The 17,417-nt window shown below is 72.4% G+C and carries 14 protein-coding genes; 7 read left to right on the top strand and 7 right to left on the bottom strand.

Annotation, left to right across the window (positions count from 1 at the left end):
- Nucleotides 1-193: 193 nt before the first annotated feature.
- Together ACFC1F_RS37570 and ACFC1F_RS37565 are read right to left on the bottom strand one after the other, a co-directional pair.
- Nucleotides 194-586, bottom strand: coding sequence for a hypothetical protein (locus ACFC1F_RS37570; RefSeq protein WP_376165373.1), 393 nt, complete (start codon nucleotides 584-586; stop codon nucleotides 194-196).
- 196 nt (nucleotides 587-782) lie between these two features.
- The gene (locus tag ACFC1F_RS37565; RefSeq protein WP_376165372.1) at nucleotides 783-1,682 is read right to left on the bottom strand and encodes an aminoglycoside phosphotransferase family protein; all 900 of its coding nucleotides are present in this window, start codon (nucleotides 1,680-1,682) and stop codon (nucleotides 783-785) included.
- Between the two features lie 225 nt (nucleotides 1,683-1,907).
- Here ACFC1F_RS37565 and ACFC1F_RS37560 point away from each other — a divergent pair, with 225 nt between their 5' ends.
- Nucleotides 1,908-2,303 carry a ribonuclease domain-containing protein gene (locus tag ACFC1F_RS37560; RefSeq protein ID WP_376165370.1) on the top strand — a complete coding sequence of 132 codons (396 nt, stop codon included), beginning with the start codon at nucleotides 1,908-1,910 and terminating at the stop codon, nucleotides 2,301-2,303.
- Between the two features lie 78 nt (nucleotides 2,304-2,381).
- On the opposite strand, the gene ACFC1F_RS37555 is transcribed toward ACFC1F_RS37560, so the two are convergent.
- Nucleotides 2,382-4,007, bottom strand: coding sequence for a purple acid phosphatase family protein (locus tag ACFC1F_RS37555; RefSeq protein WP_376165368.1), 1,626 nt, complete (start codon nucleotides 4,005-4,007; stop codon nucleotides 2,382-2,384).
- Nucleotides 4,008-4,246: 239 nt separating this feature from the next.
- Between ACFC1F_RS37555 and ACFC1F_RS37550 the strand changes: the two genes are divergently transcribed.
- Nucleotides 4,247-5,044: an SAM-dependent methyltransferase gene (locus tag ACFC1F_RS37550; RefSeq protein ID WP_376165366.1), complete on the top strand. Its 798-nt coding sequence runs from the start codon at nucleotides 4,247-4,249 to the stop codon at nucleotides 5,042-5,044.
- An 84-nt stretch (nucleotides 5,045-5,128) separates the two neighbouring features.
- Here the strand turns inward: ACFC1F_RS37550 and ACFC1F_RS37545 are convergent, their stop codons facing one another.
- Nucleotides 5,129-6,136, bottom strand: a complete 1,008-nt coding sequence (locus tag ACFC1F_RS37545) for a transcriptional regulator (RefSeq protein WP_376165364.1) — start codon at nucleotides 6,134-6,136, stop codon at nucleotides 5,129-5,131.
- Nucleotides 6,137-6,541: 405 nt separating this feature from the next.
- On the opposite strand from ACFC1F_RS37545, the gene ACFC1F_RS37540 reads away from it, so the two are divergent.
- The 5 genes from ACFC1F_RS37540 (at nucleotide 6,542) to ACFC1F_RS37520 (ending at nucleotide 12,776) form a co-directional block, all read left to right on the top strand.
- Nucleotides 6,542-7,627: a prephenate dehydrogenase gene (locus tag ACFC1F_RS37540; RefSeq protein ID WP_376165362.1), complete on the top strand. Its 1,086-nt coding sequence runs from the start codon at nucleotides 6,542-6,544 to the stop codon at nucleotides 7,625-7,627.
- 505 nt (nucleotides 7,628-8,132) lie between these two features.
- On the top strand, nucleotides 8,133-8,930 hold the full coding sequence (locus ACFC1F_RS37535; protein ID WP_209415103.1) for an alpha/beta fold hydrolase: 798 nt from the start codon (nucleotides 8,133-8,135) through the stop codon (nucleotides 8,928-8,930).
- A gap of 118 nt (nucleotides 8,931-9,048) precedes the next feature.
- Nucleotides 9,049-11,028: an ABC transporter ATP-binding protein gene (locus tag ACFC1F_RS37530; RefSeq protein ID WP_376165360.1), complete on the top strand. Its 1,980-nt coding sequence runs from the start codon at nucleotides 9,049-9,051 to the stop codon at nucleotides 11,026-11,028.
- Between the two features lie 300 nt (nucleotides 11,029-11,328).
- Complete coding sequence (locus tag ACFC1F_RS37525) at nucleotides 11,329-11,751, top strand: cold shock domain-containing protein (protein WP_209415104.1); 423 nt, start codon at nucleotides 11,329-11,331, stop codon at nucleotides 11,749-11,751.
- Nucleotides 11,752-11,825: 74 nt separating this feature from the next.
- On the top strand, nucleotides 11,826-12,776 hold the full coding sequence (locus ACFC1F_RS37520; protein WP_376165358.1) for a TauD/TfdA family dioxygenase: 951 nt from the start codon (nucleotides 11,826-11,828) through the stop codon (nucleotides 12,774-12,776).
- Between the two features lie 258 nt (nucleotides 12,777-13,034).
- Here the strand turns inward: ACFC1F_RS37520 and ACFC1F_RS37515 are convergent, their stop codons facing one another.
- The 3 genes from ACFC1F_RS37515 to ACFC1F_RS37505 all read right to left on the bottom strand — a co-directional run.
- Complete coding sequence (locus ACFC1F_RS37515; RefSeq protein WP_209415106.1) at nucleotides 13,035-13,694, bottom strand: response regulator transcription factor; 660 nt, start codon at nucleotides 13,692-13,694, stop codon at nucleotides 13,035-13,037.
- A complete protein-coding gene (locus ACFC1F_RS37510; protein ID WP_307853323.1) occupies nucleotides 13,691-14,872 on the bottom strand; it encodes a sensor histidine kinase in 1,182 nt (393 codons plus the stop codon). Before ACFC1F_RS37510 ends, ACFC1F_RS37515 begins: the two co-directional genes overlap by 4 nt.
- Before the next feature lie 140 nt (nucleotides 14,873-15,012).
- Nucleotides 15,013-17,417: amino acid adenylation domain-containing protein (locus ACFC1F_RS37505; RefSeq protein WP_376165355.1), on the bottom strand; the 2,405-nt coding region annotated here is incomplete at its 5' end.

Here is a 17,417-nt window from a genome sequence, read left to right as displayed (position 1 = left end):
CGCCGGGGGGGGGGGGGGTTTGCCGCGGCGCCCTGCGGGGGGGGGGGGGGGGGGGGCGGGGTCCCCTGGGGTGTGTGAGGGCCGCGCCCCCCCCCGCCCCCCCCCCACGGGCGGTCACGGGGCGGGCCGGGCCCCGGCGCAGTGCGCCTGAGGGGTGCCCCGCGCCGGGCGTGGGGCACCCCTCAGGCGGCCGTCAGATCCAGACCTGCTGGAGCCAGGCGCCCGTCGGTGCGGCCGACAGGGTGGTGGTGTAGTCGAAGGTGTTCTTCGAGGTGGGCACGTTCGGCTGGGCGCAGACAATCGGCCCGCTCTTGTACGACGTGCCCAGCTTGATGAACCAGGCGGAGCAGATCGGGCCGTTCCAGGCATCGTAGGGAAGGCTGGTCTCGATGAAGCCGGTGACCCGGTAGGTGCTGCCGCCCTGCGGACAGACCGAGATCCGGCCGTCTCCGGCGGCGTTCGCGGTGGTGACGTCCACGCACGGGGCCGAGCCCGCCGGGGCCGCCGCCTGCGAGGCGGGGGCGGCGAGCAGCAGCAGTGACCCGGCGGCCGAGGCCACGGCAAGGGTACGGGCGAGACGCTTCATTGCGCTCCTTAGGTGTGTCGCTGACGGATGTGGTCGCCGACCGCAGCCCCGCCCGGGGCTGCGGCAGCTCTGATGAAGCGTCAACTTCCTTTGAATGACGCCAATTTCAGAAGAACACGGCCGCGATCGACAGCACCAGCGATGCCCGCCCACCGCTCCTGAACACCACCGCCACGGACTGCCCGCGCGGCCGACCTCAGCCCTCCTCCAGCACCGCCCGGATCACGTGCCGGGCGTTGCGCGCCATCGCCGGGTTGGTCCTGCGGTAGTACGGCAGCGCGGTCAGCGCCTGCGCGAGTGTCCGGCCCCGGCCGCGGGTCCGGGTGGCGTCGTCCACGTCGAGTGCCCCGAGGAAGGCCCTGCGCCCGTCGGCCGGCAGCAGGTTCCAGGCCGGGAAGAGGTCGCAGGCCGGGTCGCCCACGCCCGTGCAGCCGAAGTCGATCACCGCGGTCAGCCTGCCGCCGGCCACCAGCAGGTTGCCGGGCATCAGGTCGGCGTGCAGCCAGACCGGCGGCCCGTCCCACGCCGGGGCCCGCAGCGCCTCCTCCCACACGGCGGTCGCGGCGTCGCAGTCGACGCCCTCCTCGGGAATGTCGCGCAGTTGCGCGATCGCCGCGCGGGTCGACGCGTCGAGCCGCGCGAGCGGCCCGCCGCGGTAGGCGGCCGGCGCGCCGGGCAGGGCGAGGCCCCGCATCGCGGTCACGAACCCGGCAAGGTCCTCGGCCAGCAGCACCGGCTCGTCGAGCGCACCCGCCTCGGGGTTCTCCCCCGGGAGCCAGCGGCACACCGACCACGGCCACGGGAACCCCTCGGCGGGCTCCCCGGCGCCGAGCACCTCCGGGACGGAGGTCGGCAGGTGGGGCGCGAGGCGGGGCAGCCACCGCTGTTCCAGTGCCACGTCCTCGGCCCCGCCGCCCACCATCGGCAGCCGCACGACCATCGCGTCGCCCAGCCGGTACATGACGTTGACCGTGCCACCGGACGGCAGCCGCTCCACCGCCAGCCCGGCCCACTGCGGGAACCGCCCGGCGACCAGCCGCCGTACGAGGTCGTCGTCGACGGGGTGCTGACCGGGGTGCATCTGCTCTGCGCTCATGAGGTGCCATCCGACCGGCGGTCACCGACGGACGTCAAACCCTTTTCGAGCCGGGGCGGCGGCCGGCCGGCGCGCCCGGATGACAGGAGCGCAGCCCCGGGACGCTCATGGTGGCGGTACGCCACGAGTCCTGACGGTTCTGGAGCGGTTACGCCGGAATGAAGTGTTCCTCCGCCGCCCCGACGAGCCTTCCACCTGAACCTGACAACACTTCAGACTGCTGTCATGCGAATTGTTCTACGCGCGTTGAAGACCCGCGCCGCCGCCGCCCTCACCGTCGGCCTGCTCTCCCTCGCCCCCACCGCGGTGTTCGCCACCGAGGCGCACGCCACCGTCAGCGGCAGCGTCTGTCTGAGCGACCTGCCCGGCCAGGCCTGGGACACCCTGGACCTGATCGACGCCGGCGGGCCGTTCCCGTACTCGCAGGACGGCGTCGTCTTCCAGAACCGCGAGCGCGTGCTGCCCGCCAAGTCCTCGGGCTACTACCACGAGTACACCGTGATCACCCCGAACAGCCCCACCCGTGGCGCGCGCCGGATCATCACCGGCAAGGTCTACCACGAGGACTACTACACCTCGGACCACTACGCCAGCTTCTACAAGGTCGACTGGAGCTGCTGACCCCTCCCCCGGTACCCCACTGCCCCCGCCGGGCCGGCGGGTTCGGCCACCCCGGCCGCGCCCACCGGCCCGGCCTCGTCAGTCCCGGGCGTCGGAGCGGCTGCGCTCCAGGGTGAAGGTGTCCACCGGGGTCAGCTCGCCGTGCGGGCCGTCGAAGGTGTAGTACGTGACCCGCATCCGGGTGCGGCCGCCGCGGCGGTCGCCGGGGTCGACGTCGAAGGCCGCGAAGCCGTGGGTGTGCTTGCGGTCCTGCACGGCGGCCCAGGGGGCGTCCTCGGTGAGCCAGATCGACTCCCGGTACGGGGCCCCCGGCTTCGGGTCCTCCAGCCCGATGACCACCCGGCCCTTGGGCTGCTCGAACAGGTCGTCCTGGGTGGTGGCGGCGTTGCCGCCGGCGCCGATGATCATGTGGACGGTGCCGTGGTCGGTGTCGGCCAGGTCGGGGTCGGTGCCGGACGGCACCGGGGTGCGGGTGTCGTTGGGGAGGGTCCCGCGGACGGGGTGGGAGCGCTCGTAGTAGTGCTCGTGGCCGCTGACGACGAGGTCCACGCCGTAGGCGTCGAACAGCGGGCCCCAGGTCTCGCGGATGCCGAGGTCACTGCCGCTGCCGTGCAGGGAGCTGGAGATCATCGGGTGGTGCATGCAGACGACGATCCAGTCGATCGCCCGGCTGCCCCGGGCTGCTCTCAACTCGCGCTCCAGCCAGCGCTGCTGGGCGCCGCCGGAGTAGCCCCGCAGGTAGGTGTCACCGCTGTTCTGGATCGCCACGTCGTCGTTGGCGAGGCTGATGAAGCGGACCGCGCCGACCGTGAACGCGTACCACATCCCGCGGGTCTCCTCGTCGAGGGAGGCCGAGGAGTCGGGGAGGTTGAAGTAGGCCTGGTAGCCCGCGGCGCCGATCGGGCCGTTGCCGCCCTCGTTCTCGTGGTTGCCGGCGCACGGCATCCAGGGGCGCAGCCTGGTCGAGCGGCTGTTGTTGATGAACCAGTCCGCCCAGGTCGCCACCCGGCTCTGCCCGTGGCGGCCGCTGTACGAGGCGTAGCAGAGGTCCCCGTTGACGAGGTTGAACAGCGGGCCGACCCGCTCGACGGCCGCCACGATATCGGCGGACGCGGCGGTGCCGACCTGGCTGCTGGTGAACACCGGGTACTTGCCGAGCGGCGAGGGGACGCCGTCCGGGAACACGACCTGCCGCCGGAGGTTGGGGGTGGCCTGGTCGCCGAAGCTGGTGAAGGTGAAGGCGGAGCGGCCGCGCGGGGCGGTGGTGAAGGAGCCGGTCTCCGGGTTGGCGCCGTCGTGGCCGGCGGCGTAGAGGTAGGTGGTCGCCGGGCGGAGTCCGGACAGCCGCGCGTGGTGGACGTACACCTCCTCCTTGGAGAGCGCGTCCCGGTAGGTGCGCGTCTCGGCGTCGACCACCCGGCCGAGGCCGCCGTCCGGCGAACCGAGCCGGACGTGCGGGCGGCCCACCGACTGCGGGGTGATCCAGGAGACCGTCATCTCCGACGAGGCGTCCGTGCCGAACTGGAGGTGGAGCCCGTTCACGCTCGGCGCCCCGAGGCGGTGCGGGGTCGACCGGAGCAGCGGGCTCGCGGCCGGTGCCGGGTCGGGTGCGGGCTCGGCCGCCGCGGCGGGCGCACCGCCCGCGACCAGGGCGGCACCGGCCGCCGAAGAGCCCTTGAGGATGGACCTGCGCGCGATGGCCATGGAACTCCGCTCACTGCGTCGGCTGTTGACGTTGCAGCACTCTAACGACATGGACATGCAAAATCGATGGAATTCGCACGCGCCCGATTCGGACGCCCCCCGCCGCGGCGTCGTGCCCCTTCGGGAAGGGACCGCCCTCCCCCGTCGACCGGGCCCGCTATCATGCGTGGACGTTCGACCGGGCGGCGTCCCTGCCGCGCAGGCGGATGAATGCCGTTCAGTTCACCGGAGGGGACCGGATGTTCGACGCCAGAGGAACCAGCGGGACGACGGACCTCCAGACCGACCGTCCGCATCCCGCCCGGATCTACGACTACTGGCTCGGTGGGAAGGACAACTTCCCGCCCGACCGGGTCGCCGCCGAGCACGCCGTCTCCGCCGCTCCCGACATCCCGCAGGCGGCCCGCGAGAACCGGGAGTTCCTGCGCCGCGCCGTCCGGCTCTGCGTGGCGGCCGGCATCCGCCAGTTCATCGACATCGGCTCGGGCCTGCCCGCCCAGGGCAACGTGCACGAGGTGGCGCAGGCCGTCGCCCCCGACGCCCGGGTCGTCTACATCGACAACGACCCGATCGTGCTCGCCCACGGCCGGGCCCTCCTCGCGGACAACCGCACCACCACCGTCCTGACCGGCGACCTCCGCGACCTCGACGAGCTCCTGGACCGCCCCGCGCTGCGCGAGCTGATCGACCTCTCGCAGCCGGTCGCCGTCCTGCTGCTCGCCGTCCTCCACTTCGTCGGCGATGACCACGCGCACGCCGCGGTCCGGGCGGTCCACAGCCGGCTCGCCCCGGGCAGCCACCTGCTGCTCTCCCACAGCACCTTCGAGGGCAACCCGCAGCGGGCCGCCGAGGTGGCGAAGACGTGGGACGACACCGAGTCGCGCATCAACGGACGCGGCCGGGCCGAGGTCGAGGCGTTCTTCGAGGGCTGGGAACTGCTGGAGCCCGGCGTCGACTTCGTCCCGCTGTGGCGGCCGGACGGCCCGACCGAGGACACCACCCGCTGGATGTACGCCGGCGTCGCCCGCAAGCTCTGACGGACGGACGGCCACCGGCGGGACCGCCGCCACCCCGGGGTCGGGGGGCGGCGGTCCGGCCAGGAGCCGCGCGCAGGCGGGGGCCTACTGGGTCGCGGTGCGGTGCTCGACGGAGCGCACACGGTCGTCGAGCTCCTGGGCGAACTCCGCCCACGTCTCGGCGAACTGCCGCGCGAGCTCGACGACGAGCGCCCCGCAGTGCGGCGGCACGACGGCGCTCAGGTCCGCCCAGCTGCGGGAGCCGATCGAGTTCTGCTGGAGCAGGCGCAGGAGTTGACGGCCCTCCTCCTTGTGACGCAGGGAGGGGTCGCGCAGGAGCTTGTCGAGGACCGAGGCGGGGTCGAGGTGGAGCAGCCGGACCCGCCGGTCCGCCTTCGCCTTGGCGCTCCTGGCCTGTGCGCCGGCCCGGTCGCCGCCGTTGCTCTCGCCCGCCCCTGCGGCGTCCTGGTCACCGCCGTCGTGGCGGTGACCCTCGGAGCCGGGGACGGGTGACTCACCGGACTCAAGTCGCTTGCGGACGTCGCTGACGGTGGCCGGGGAGATCCCCGCGAGCCGTGCGACCTCGCGCAGGGAGGCGAAGGGGCGTTCCGCTATCAGCTGGGCGGCGCGTTGTCGACCCTCCACGCTGTTCAGCGGCCGGACCCTGCCGTCGCGGCCGACGCGCGTGGCGGGCTGGGGAACGGTCCGGGCGCAGCGGTGGCGAATGGTGGCAACGGTCTTGGCGCCGAGGCCCGCGGCCCGTGCGATGGCGCGGTCGGACATGTGCGGGTGGGTCTGGATGATCCGTTCGGCCGCGGCACGGCGGTCGGAGTGCGAGAGGGGCAGGCCGTGGGAAACGTTGGCTTCGACGGCACGCAGGAAGGCATCGTCGGTGCTACCGTCGAAGAACTCGACATCGATGGTCTCCTGGCCCTTCAGCAGCGCGGCCATGACGCGGTGCATTCCGTCGATGACGCGCATGGTGTCGCGTTCGACCAGGATCGGTGGCAGTGGCGCGTCGAGTTCTGCCAGTTGGGCGACGTGATTGGTGTCCTTCCCCTCGGATCGCGGCGAGTCGCCGGGGCGCAGTGAGTGGATGGGAACGGCCGTCACCCTCGTTCGGCGGGTTTGAGAGGGTATAGCTGGTTTGATGGCATTGACAGTCGTCCTTGCATCCGCGGACTCGAGCGATTGCGCGACTGACTGGCTCAAGGTGTTCTCCCCGTTGGATAGCGGCTCGCCGACTACAAAAGCCGGAGTCGACCTCACCGGGTGTCCGGGTCAACACCAGCTGCCCTCTGGTGCTTCGCGGTCGACTCTCAGGCAACACGCGCGTGGATCAGCCCTAATCGTCACTCCTGGTCGTGCTCCTGTCGAGGCGTCAGGCCTGACACAGGGACAATCTTGGCCCCCGGGACGGTGTGACATGGCGGTCCGGCGCCGGGTTACCATCCGGTCCGGGCCGGCCCCGAGGCGGCTTCGTGCCCGATTCATCTCTCCGGATTGGGAGTTGGGGCAGTGAGAAGTGCCGCTGTGATCGGGACCGGAGCGGTCGGGACGTCGGTCGCGCTGGCGCTGGTGCGTCACGGCGTTTCGGTGTACCTGGAGGACTCGGACAGCACGGCGGCCAGGACGGCCGAGGCCATGGGCGCCGGATCGCTGGAGGCGGTGCGGGCGCCGGTGGACCTGGCGGTGGTCGCCGTACCGCCCGCCCGGGTGGCCGGGGTACTGGCGCGGGTGCAGAACGGCCTTCTGGCGCGGGCGTACACCGATGTCGCGGGCCTGAAGGCGGGAGCGCGGCGTGAGGTCGTGTCTGCGGGTGTCGACCCGTCGCGCTACATCGGCGGCCACCCCCTGACCGGCGCGGGGCGTCCCGGTCCGCTGGCGGGGCGGGCCGACCTGTTCGAGAACCGCCCGTGGGTGCTCACGCCGTCGGCCGGAACCGCGCGGGACGTGCTCAACCGCGTACTGGAACTGGTGGCGCTCTGCGGCGCGACGCCGGTGGTCATGGACGGCGGCGAGCACGACCGGAGCGTGGCGCTGACCTCGCACGCGCCGCACCTGGTCGCCGCGCTCATGGCCGCACGGCTGGAACACGCGCCGCCGGGGAGCATGCGCGTGCTGGGACAGGGGGTGCGCGACGTCACCCGGGGCGCGGACGGCAATCCGGCGCTCTGGGGGGAGGTCCTGGGGGCCAACGCGGACGCCGTGGCCGATGTGCTGGAGGCGTACGGCGCCGACCTGGACCGGGCGGTGCAGGTGCTGCGGGCGCTGGGCGGCGGTGGTCCGGCCGCCCGGGAGCACGCCGCGGCCGAGCTCGACGCCCTGCTGCGCCGCGGCAACCGGGGGCACGAGCGGGTCGAGCCCGGCAGCGGTCCGGCACCGGGCGGCCTGGCCGCGGTCACCGTGACCCTGTCCGACCGGCCGGGCTCGCTGTCCCGGGTGTTCGCCGCGGTCGGCGAGGCCGGCGTCGACATCGAGGACATCCGGATCGACCACACGCCCGACCAACCCCAGGGACTCGTCGAGTTGCGCGTGCGCCAGGAGACCGCGGCCGCCCTGTGCCGGCGACTGGACGCCGCCGGCTGGACGGTCTCCCGCTGAGCCCTCGGCCGGGCGGCCCACGGGAGGCGGCGCCGGGCGGCCCACGGGAGGCGGCGGGCAGCAGGTGACCCACGGCGGGCGGCGGGCCGCGGGCGGCAGACGGCTTCCCGCGGGGCTTCCCGCAGGGCTGGCGGCAGCATCCCAGGGCGGGCGGGCGCGTCGCGCGGTGTCGGACGCTGATCGCCTCAGGTGTTCAACTGCGCCTCGGGAGCGGGTTGAACGGTGACGGGCGGGCGGACTCCAGGGCTCTTGATCGGCCCGTGCACGTGGTGCCATGGTGGAGACCCGGCGGGGCGCGGCCGAGGCGCGGGTGCGCCCGACGCGCTTTCCCGGGTCGGCCCCGGGGGGCCCACGGCCCCGCATCGGCCCGCCGACCGGCGCCGGTACCGGGCAGCGGCGGCGGCCCCGGGCAGCGGCGTTCTCGTGCCCGTCCGGGTCCTCTCTCGCCGATCACGATCACCAGGAGCCCTGTCTTGCACGCGAACACCGTCAGCGAGGCCGCGTCATGCCCTTCGTGACCACCAACGGGATCCGGCTGTCCTACCAGCGCGCGGGCCACGGGGATCCGGTGCTGCTGATCATGGGCTCGGGAGCCGGCAGCCGGGTGTGGACCGTGCACCAGACGCCCGCGCTGCACCGGGCCGGCTACGAGACGATCGTCTTCGACAACCGCGGCATCGCCCCCTCGGACTCGCCTGCCGGGAAGTACACGCTCGCCGAACTGACCGCCGACACCCGGGGGTTGATCGAGGCACTGGACCTCGGCCCGTGCCACCTGGTCGGCACCTCGCTCGGCGCCATGATCGCCCAGGAGCTCGCCCTCCAGGCACCGCACCTGGTGCGCTCCGCCGTCCTCCTCGCCACCCGGGCCCGCTCCGACGTCGCCCGCCGGGCCATGGCGGCGGCCGAGCGGCTGCTCCTGGAGCGCGGCGTCGAACTGCCCGCGCGCTACCAGGCCGTACGCACCGTCCTGGAGATGCTCTCCCCCGCGACGCTCAACGACGACACCGCGGTCGCCGGCTGGCTGGACCTCCTCGAACTGGCGGGCGCGACCAGCTCCGGCGGCCAGGCCTGGATCGACGTCGCCACCGATCGGCGCGAGGCCCTGCGACGGATCACGGTGCCCTGCCGCGCCATCGCCTGCCGCGACGACCTGATCTGCCCGCCCCACCTGGTCGCCGAGGTCGCCGACGCCATCCCCGACTGCGACCTGGTGGAGATCCCCGACTGCGGACACCTCGGACACCTGGAACGCCCCGACGAGATCAACACCGCGATCATCGAGTTCCTCGACAAGCACTGATCGCGCTCCCGGGCCTTCACCCTGCTCCTCCCACCCTCTTCATCCATCTTCTTCTTCCATCACGAGAGCGAGGCGGGATTCCGTGGCAATGATGGGCGCCGGCCCGGGCATGGGCCCCATGGGACCCGTGCGGTTCGACGACGACTCCCTCACCCGCCAGCGGGTGAAACCCGGCACGGTGCGCCGGATCGTCCCCTACATCCTCAAGTACCGCTGGCCGATGGCCCTGCTGCTGCTGGTGACCGTCGCCGACGCCGTCATCACCACCACCAGCCCGCTGGTCCTCAAGCAGATCATCGACAAGGGCATCCTGCCCCGCGACACCGGCGTCGTGGCCTGGCTCTGCGTCCTGGTCGCCGGCCTGGCCCTGGTCGACGGGGTGGCCATCTACCTCCAGGCCTGGTGCTCGGGACGCGTCGGCGAGGGCCTCGTCTACGACCTGCGCACCAAGGTGTTCTCGCACGTCCAGGAACAGCCCCTGGCCTTCTTCACCCGCGCCCAGACCGGCTCGCTGGTCAGCCGCCTCAACTCGGACGTCGTCGGGGCCCGGACCGCCGTGACCACCCTGCTGTCCCAGTCGGTATCCACCGTCCTCACCCTCGTCCTGGTGCTCGCCGCGATGTTCTACCTCTCCTGGCAGATCACCGTCGCCGCGCTCGTGATGGTCCCGCTGTTCCTGTTCCCCGCCAAGCTCATCGGCCGCCGGCTCCAGCGCATCGTCCGCGAGACCATGCAGCTCGACGCCGAGATGAGCTCGACGATGAACGAGCGCTTCAACGTCTCCGGCGCCATGCTCGCCAAGCTCTACGGCCGCACCGACAGCGAGGCCTCCCTCTTCTCCGGCAAGGCCGCCCGCGTGCGCGACATCGCCGTCTCCGGCGTCGTCTACGGGCGCCTGCTGTTCATCCTCGTCACCATCCTCACCACCTTCACCACCGCCCTGGTCTACGGCCTCGGCGGCATCCTGACCATCCACGGCACCCTCCAGCTCGGCACCCTCGTCGCGATGGTCACCCTCCTCCTGCGCCTCTACGGCCCCATCAACCAGCTCTCCTCCCTCCAGGTGACGGCCATGACCGCCGTGGTGAGCTTCGACCGCGTCTTCGAGGTCCTCGACCTCAAGCCCCTGATCTCCGAGCGCCCCGACGCCCACGACCTGCCCGGCACCCGCACACCGCACACCGGCCGGGCCACCGCCCGCGGAAAGGACCGCCCGCTCCCCGGCGCCAAGAGGCCCGGCGACGACGGCGCCACGGCCCCCGACATCGAGTTCGACGGCGTCAGCTTCCGCTACCCCAGCGCGAGCGAGGTCTCCCTCGCCTCCCTGGAGTCCATCGCGCTGCGCCGCCCGGAGCGGGCCTCCGACGCCTGGACCCTCCAGGACCTCACCTTCCGCGCCCCGGCCGGCAGGCTGACCGCGCTCGTCGGCCCCTCCGGCGCCGGGAAGACCACGATCACCCAGCTCGTCCCCCGGCTCTACGACCCGAACCAGGGCACCGTCCGCATCGGCGGCCACGACATCAGGGACGTCACCCTCCAGTCCCTGCGCGACACCGTCGGCGTCGTCACCCAGGACGCGCACCTGTTCCACGACACCCTGCGCGCGAACCTCGAGTACGCCCGGCCCGACGCCACCGAGCACGAGATCACCGAGGCCTGTCGCGCCGCCCTCATCTGGGACACCATCAGCGCGCTGCCCGACGGCCTGGACACCGTCGTCGGCGACCGCGGCTACCGGCTCTCCGGCGGCGAGAAGCAGCGGATCTCGCTGGCCCGGCTCCTCCTCAAGGCCCCGCCGATCGTCGTCCTCGACGAGGCCACCGCGCACCTCGACTCCGAGTCCGAGGCGTCCATCCAGCACGCCCTCAAGACCGCGCTGGCCGGCCGGACCTCACTCGTGATCGCCCACCGCCTCTCGACCATCCGCGAGGCCGACCAGATCCTCGTCATCGACAACGGCCGGGTCCGCGAGAGCGGCAGCCACGACGAACTCCTCACCGCGGGCGGCCTCTACGCCGACCTCTACCGCACGCAGTTCGCCCAGCAGACCCCCGTCACCCCGGACCTCGACCCCGACCTCAGCCCCGAGCTCCACTGACACCCACGACGCCCACGACGCCCCCTTCGGCGACGCCCCTGCGACGACGCCCCTGCGACGACGCCCCTGCGACGACGAGAAGCCCCGGCCGGGTCCCGGATTCCACGGGACCCGGCCGGGGCCTTTCCGCTTCCGGACCGGCATCCGCCCAAACCCCCGAGTTCCGAGACCCTTTGGGTGACCCGCGCGTATCGGATGTTCGAGGGGCGGCAGCAGGGATTTCTTTTCCCGTGAATCCCATTCGACTATTCTCTGGTTCAGGTTTCGGGCAAGGGGCCCGGGTTGTCTTTGGGGGTACACGTGGTTGCCGGTCGTGTGGTGCGTTACGACAGTGTCCGGGGTTATGGCTTCATCGCTCCCGACCACGGCGGGGAAGACGTCTTCCTGCATGTCAACGACATGCTGATGCCCGAATCCACGGTGCATTCGGGCCTCGTGGTCGAGTTCGAGATGGAAGAGGGGGACCGCGGTCTGAAGGCCTCCTCCGTGCGCCTGCCCAAGGGCGCCCTCGCCCGCCCGGCCGCGACGGCGCCGGCCACCACCGCCCGGTCGGTGGCCGACGACGACGACTCCCTGTGCGACGTCCTCACCTCCGCCCAGTTCCTCCGCGACGTCACCGAACTCCTGCTGGAGAGCGCGCCTTCGCTGACCGGCGAGCAGGTCCTTCAGGTCCGCGGCGCGCTGTTGCAGTTCGGCAAGAACCACGGCTGGACCGAGGGCTGACGGACGTTCAACCGCGGCGGTACGCCAGTTGCACCCGTCGGCCCCGATGTCCCACACATCGAGGAGATCCTTCCATGAGCAACTGGCACCACCGCGGGCAGAGTTGGGCTCCCGAGCTGATCACGCCCGAGAGCGCGGGCATCGCGGCCGACCCACGGGCGCTGGCCGGGCACCTCGCCTCGGCCGACGTCCGTGAGATCCTCGACCGCCACCAGGCCCTGCTCATCCGGGGGTTCGACGTGACGGAGGCGTCGCTGGCCGGTGTGATGCCGCTGCTGCTCCCCGAGCGCCTCGCCTACATCCACGGCAACACGCCCAGGACGAAGGTCGGCGAGAACGTCTACACCTCGACGGAGTACCCGCCCGAGTACGCCATCTCGATGCACAGCGAGCTCTCCTACGCCCCCGCCTGGCCGGCCCGGCTGCTCTTCTTCTGCGTGCAGCCGTCCGCCACCGGGGGCGCCACCCCCCTGCTCGACAACGCCGCCTGGCTGGCCGCCCTCGACGAGCCGTTGCGGCGGGAGTTCAGCGGGGGGCTGTGCTACCGGCAGTACCTCCACGGCGGCCGCGGCTTCGGGAAGAGCTGGCAGGCCACCTTCGAGACCGACGACCGCGCCCAGGTCGAGAAGATCCTCGCCCCGACCGGCACCCAGTGGGAGTGGACCGCCGGCAACGCCCTCCGCACGCGGACCGTAAGGCCGGCGACGATACGTCACCCCGCCACCGGTGAGGAGCTCTGGTTCAACCAGGCCGACCAGTGGCACCCGGCCACGCTCGGCGAGGACACCATGCGCGAGCTGGCGTCGATCGTCCCCGCCGACGAGCTGCCCCAGTCGGTCACCTTCGCCGACGGCTCCCCCATCCCGGCGGAGTACGTCACCAGGATCCGCGACACCGGCCTCGAACTGGCCCACGACATCGCCTGGCAGCAGGGCGACGTCCTGCTCGTCGACAACCTCACCCTGGCCCACGGCCGCCGGCCCTACAGCGGCGCCCGCCGGGTGCTCGTCGCCATGTCCCACTGACAAACGGCGGTCGTTGCCTCTCGGGTCGCGCCGCCCTTCGGTCGCATGGCGGCGCGGTGGCGCGGTGGCCTTCGCACGGCGGTGCGGTGGCCCTCACGCGGCGGTGCGGTGGCGTGGGTGGCGCGGCCAGGCCGGCGATCCGGTGCGGGACACCCGTGCCCCGGAGCCCCGCACCTCAACGGCTCCGGGGCCTCGGGGCTTTGCGGGCTACCCGGGCCTCGGGGCTTTGCGGGCTTCCGGGGCCTGCGGGCCTCCGGTTCAGCCGGCCGGCTCGATCAGGCCCGTCTCGTAGGCCGCGATCGCCAGCTGCACCCGGTCCCGGGCGTCGAGCTTCGCCAGCAGTCGCGCCACGTGACTCTTCGTCGTCGCGACACTGATGTACAACTGCTCGGCGATCTCGCTGTTGGACATCCCGCGCCCGATCAGCACCAGCACCTCACGCTCGCGCTCGGTGATCCCATCGATCTCCCGCCGCCGCGACGGGCGCACCGGGCCCCGCTCGACGAAGCCCTCGATCAGCCGGCGCGTGACCCCGGGCGCGATCAACGCGTCCCCGGCCGCGACCACCCGCACCGCCGCCAGGATGTCCTCCAGCACCATGTCCTTGACCAGGAACCCGCCCGCGCCCGCCCGCAACGCCGCGTAGACGTTCTCGTCGTCGTCGAACGTCGTCAGGATCAGCACGTTCGGTGGATCGGACAGCTCCTTGATCAGTCTCGTCGCCTCGATGCCGTCCATCACCGGCATCCGGATGTCCATCACCACGACGTCGGGGCGCAGTTCCCGCGCCAGCCCGAGCGCCTCGGCCCCCGTCCCGGCCTCCCCCACGATCTCGATGTCGGGCGCGTCCGTGATCACCATCCGCAGTCCCGCTCGCACGAGTGGCTGGTCATCGGCAAGTACGATCCGGATCGTCATAGCGGAAGTCTAGCCATCACACGGAAGCCGCCCCGGGGCCCCGGCCCGGCACTGAACTGACCGTGCAACAGGCCCACCCGCTCGCGCATCCCCACGATCCCGTAGCCGCTTCCGACGCTCGGGCTCGCGCCCGCCCTCCCGCGCCCGTCGTCGACGATCTCCAGGGAGAGCTCCTCCTCCCCGTAGTCCACGTCCACCCAGCACCGGGCACCGCCCGCATGACGGACCACGTTGGTCACCGACTCCTGGACGATCCGGAACGCGGACAGCTCGACCTCGGGAGGCAGCGGCCGCCGGCGTCCGCGCCGCCGCACCTCCACCCGCACTCCGGCGTCCGCCGCGGTCTCGGCCAGCCGGTCGAGATCCGCCAGCCCCGGCGCCGGCGCCGAGTCCGACTGGTCCGCGTCGGCCTCCCGAAGCGCGCCCAGCATCCGCCGCAGGCCCGCCAGGGTCTCCCGGCTGGTCGTCTCGATCACCACCAGCGCGTCCCGCGCCCCGACCGGCTGGGTCTCGATCACCCTCGCCGCCGCACCGGCCTGGATGGCGATCACCCCGATGCTGTGCGCCACCATGTCGTGCAGCTCACGGGCGATCCGGGCGCGCTCCGCCTGCACCGCCCGGGTCGCGCTCTGGGCGCGCAGGGTCTCGGTGTGCTCCTGCCGCAACCGCACCCAGCTGCCGGCGATCCAGGCGAGGACGGTGGTCACCACGAGGCTGGCCCACGGACCGCCGATGCTCTGCAACACCGACGCGGACCGCAGGGCCACCGACACCGTGGCCCACACCACCACCACCGAGGAGACCGCCACCGCGGCCGTCCGGCGCGACCGGGTCACGGTGACGTAGAAGACCAGGAGGTCCGCCGCCAGGAGGAAGGGCCACGTCCGTTCCCCGAACACCTCCGCCGCGACCGCCTCGGCCAGCAGCACCCCGAGCACCGGCACCGGCAGCCGGCTGGCCCACCCGATCGGCAAGGCCAGGGCCACGATGATCAGCACCAGTGCCCAGGGAGCCAGGTGGAGGAACTGCTTCGGGGCCATGAAGACCGGATGGGTGGGCCCCGGCATCGTCCCGTACAACACGAGCGCGAACGCGGCCGCCGCCCACCAGCTGAGCATCGTCAACGCGTCCGGCGACAGCCGCCTCAGCAGGACAGGAGGCTTCGGAGATCGTTCCACGCCAGCGATGCTAGCCGCCGGGGGCTCCCGGCAAATCGCTCCTCAGGACTCAGCCCAGAGGCTGATCCGGGGCACGGCCGGGGCCGGCACCCGCACCGCGGATGCCGGCCCCTCGTACCGTCCCGGGCGGATCGTCCGGCCTACTCCCGGTCCAGCCAGGCGGCCACCGCGTTCCAGACCTCGCCCAGCGTCTCGGGCCGGCCCAGCTCGTCATGGGTACGGGCGAGCCGGGGGGCGGAGACGACGCCGGTGACGTACCGCTGCCAGCTCTCCGGGCCGGGCGTGTCCTCCCGCTTGCCCTCCGTCGCCACGACGACCAGGACGTCACCGTCGAAGCGTCCGAAGCCGTGTGCCCGGGTGACCAGCGCATTGTTCACGAACACCCGCGCACACGCCTCCAGTTCCGCCTCGGACATGCCCCCCAGGACGGCGCTGAACTGCTCGCGGGCGTCCTGCGTCCGCCGGGCGACCTCCCTGGCCTTCCACTCCTCGACCGTCTCGGACCCGGTCTCGGTCTGGGTCTGGGTCTCAGTCTGGGGCCGGGTCTGGCTCTGGGCAGCGTCCTCCCGGTCCCCGTCGAGGTCCCGATCCAGGTCGAGCGGGTAGGTGTCGAGGATGACCAGGGCCGACACCTCCTCCCCCGCGGCCTGCAGCTGGACGGCCATCTCGTGCGCCACCAGACCACCGGAGGACCAGCCCAGCAGCTGGTACGGGCCGTGTTCCTGAACGGTCCGGATCTGCGCGACGTAGTCCGCCGCCATCTCCCGCAGGGACGACGCCGGCTCGCTCGTTCCGTCCAGGCCCCGCGACTGGAGCCCGTAGATCGGGGTGCCGTCCGGCACGTAGCCGGCCAGGGGCCGGTAGCACCAGCTCAACCCGACCCCCGGGTGAACACAGAAGAGCGCCGGCCCGTCGCCCTGCGCACGGATCGGCAGGAGCGTCCCCAAGGCGTCCTGGATCGACGACAGGGTCAGTGCGCGCAGGAGGCCGGCCGGGGTCGGTGAGGAGATCACATCGCGCACCGAGACGGCCACGCCCCGCTCCTGCAACCGCTCCACCAGCGATACCGCCAGCAGCGAATGCCCGCCGAGTGCGAAGAAGTCGTCGTCCGTTCCCACCGTCGGCAGACCCAGGACCTCCGCGAAGGCCGCACGAACGGTGGCCGCGAGGTGGCCCAGCGGTCCGTGGTCCACGTTCGCAGCCGTGACCGTGTACTCGGGGGCGGGCAGCGCCCCGCGGTCCAGCTTCCCGTTCACGGTCAGCGGCAGCGCGTCGAGGACGACGACGGCGGACGGGACCAGGTAGGACGGCAGCAGGTCGGTCGCGAACGCGCGCACCGTGGCCGGGAGTTCGGTGGCGGACCGGCCGTCGGCGGGGACCACGTAGGCCACCAGACGGGTGTCACCGAGGGTGTCCTCGCGGGCGACGACCGCCACCTGCGCCACGCCGGCACACGCCGACAACGCCGCACTCACCTCACCCGGCTCTACCCGGAACCCACGGATCTTCAACTGCTCATCCGCCCGCCCCGCGAAAACCAGCCGCCCGTCCGCCGTCCACCGCGCCCGGTCACCGGTGCGATACATCCGCCCACCCGCCACGCCACCGAACGGCGCCGCAACAAACCGCTCCGCCGTCAACCCCGCACGGCCCGCATACCCGCGCGCCAACTGCCCGCCCGCGACATACAGATCACCCGGCACACCCACCGGCACCGGCTGCAAACGCTCGTCCAACACGTACACGCGGGTATTGGCCACCGGCGCGCCCATCGGCACCGCCGACTCCCTACCGTCGATCCGCCCCGCCGTCACCATCACGGTCGACTCCGTCGGACCGTAGGTGTTCACCAGCCGCCGACCCTCGGACCACAGCTGCGCCTGCTCACGGCTGATCGGCTCCGCACCCACCAACAGCGTCGACACGTCCGGCAACCCGGCAGGGTCGAGGACGGCGAGCAGGGACGGGACGACGCTGGCCGCGCTCACGCGGCTGTCGCGCAGCATCCGGGTCAGCAGGGTCGTATCGGCTCGCTCGGCCGCCGACGCGACCACCAGCGTCGCGCCATTGGCGAGCGTGACGGCCAGGTCCAGCACCGACGCGTCGAAGCTGAACGACGCGAACTGCAACACCCGCACCCCCGGCGCCGCACCCAGCTCCGGCGACAACGCCGCCACCATCGACGCCACCGCACCGTGCGAAACCGCCACACCCTTCGGCACACCCGTCGAACCCGACGTATAGATCACATACGCCAACTCGTCCGCACCAACAGTGACATCCGGCGCCGTCGACGGCCTCGCCAAGACCTGAGGATCGTCCGGCGACAGACCACCCCTGCCAATGACAACCGACGCGCCACTGTCCGCGAGCATGAACTCCAGCCGCTCCGCCGGATACTCCGGATCCAACGGCACATACGCCGCCCCCGCCTTCCAGGTCGCGAGGACCGCCGCCACCATGTCGACGCCCCGCGGCAGGCACAGACCCACCACCGACTCCGCACCCACCCCCATCGCCACCAACTGATGCGCCAACCGGTTCG

This window comes from Kitasatospora sp. NPDC056181, from assembly GCF_042266225.1.
Classification (GTDB): domain Bacteria; phylum Actinomycetota; class Actinomycetes; order Streptomycetales; family Streptomycetaceae; genus Kitasatospora.
Note: the sequence above shows the minus strand (reverse complement) of the source record. Positions and strands in the feature narration are given on the sequence as shown.

What these genes read in the sequence shown, in the direction of transcription:
- ACFC1F_RS37520 (WP_376165358.1), top strand. Translation starts at nt 11,826, where the DNA reads ATGAGCAACTGGCACCACCGCGGGCAGAGTTGGGCTCCCGAGCTGATC.
- ACFC1F_RS37515 (WP_209415106.1), bottom strand. Translation starts at nt 13,694, where the DNA reads ATGACGATCCGGATCGTACTTGCCGATGACCAGCCACTCGTGCGAGCG.
- ACFC1F_RS37555 (WP_376165368.1), bottom strand. Translation starts at nt 4,007, where the DNA reads ATGGCCATCGCGCGCAGGTCCATCCTCAAGGGCTCTTCGGCGGCCGGT.
- ACFC1F_RS37550 (WP_376165366.1), top strand. Translation starts at nt 4,247, where the DNA reads ATGTTCGACGCCAGAGGAACCAGCGGGACGACGGACCTCCAGACCGAC.
- ACFC1F_RS37560 (WP_376165370.1), top strand. Translation starts at nt 1,908, where the DNA reads ATGCGAATTGTTCTACGCGCGTTGAAGACCCGCGCCGCCGCCGCCCTC.
- ACFC1F_RS37535 (WP_209415103.1), top strand. Translation starts at nt 8,133, where the DNA reads ATGCCCTTCGTGACCACCAACGGGATCCGGCTGTCCTACCAGCGCGCG.
- ACFC1F_RS37565 (WP_376165372.1), bottom strand. Translation starts at nt 1,682, where the DNA reads ATGAGCGCAGAGCAGATGCACCCCGGTCAGCACCCCGTCGACGACGAC.
- ACFC1F_RS37570 (WP_376165373.1), bottom strand. Translation starts at nt 586, where the DNA reads ATGAAGCGTCTCGCCCGTACCCTTGCCGTGGCCTCGGCCGCCGGGTCA.
- ACFC1F_RS37530 (WP_376165360.1), top strand. Translation starts at nt 9,049, where the DNA reads ATGGGACCCGTGCGGTTCGACGACGACTCCCTCACCCGCCAGCGGGTG.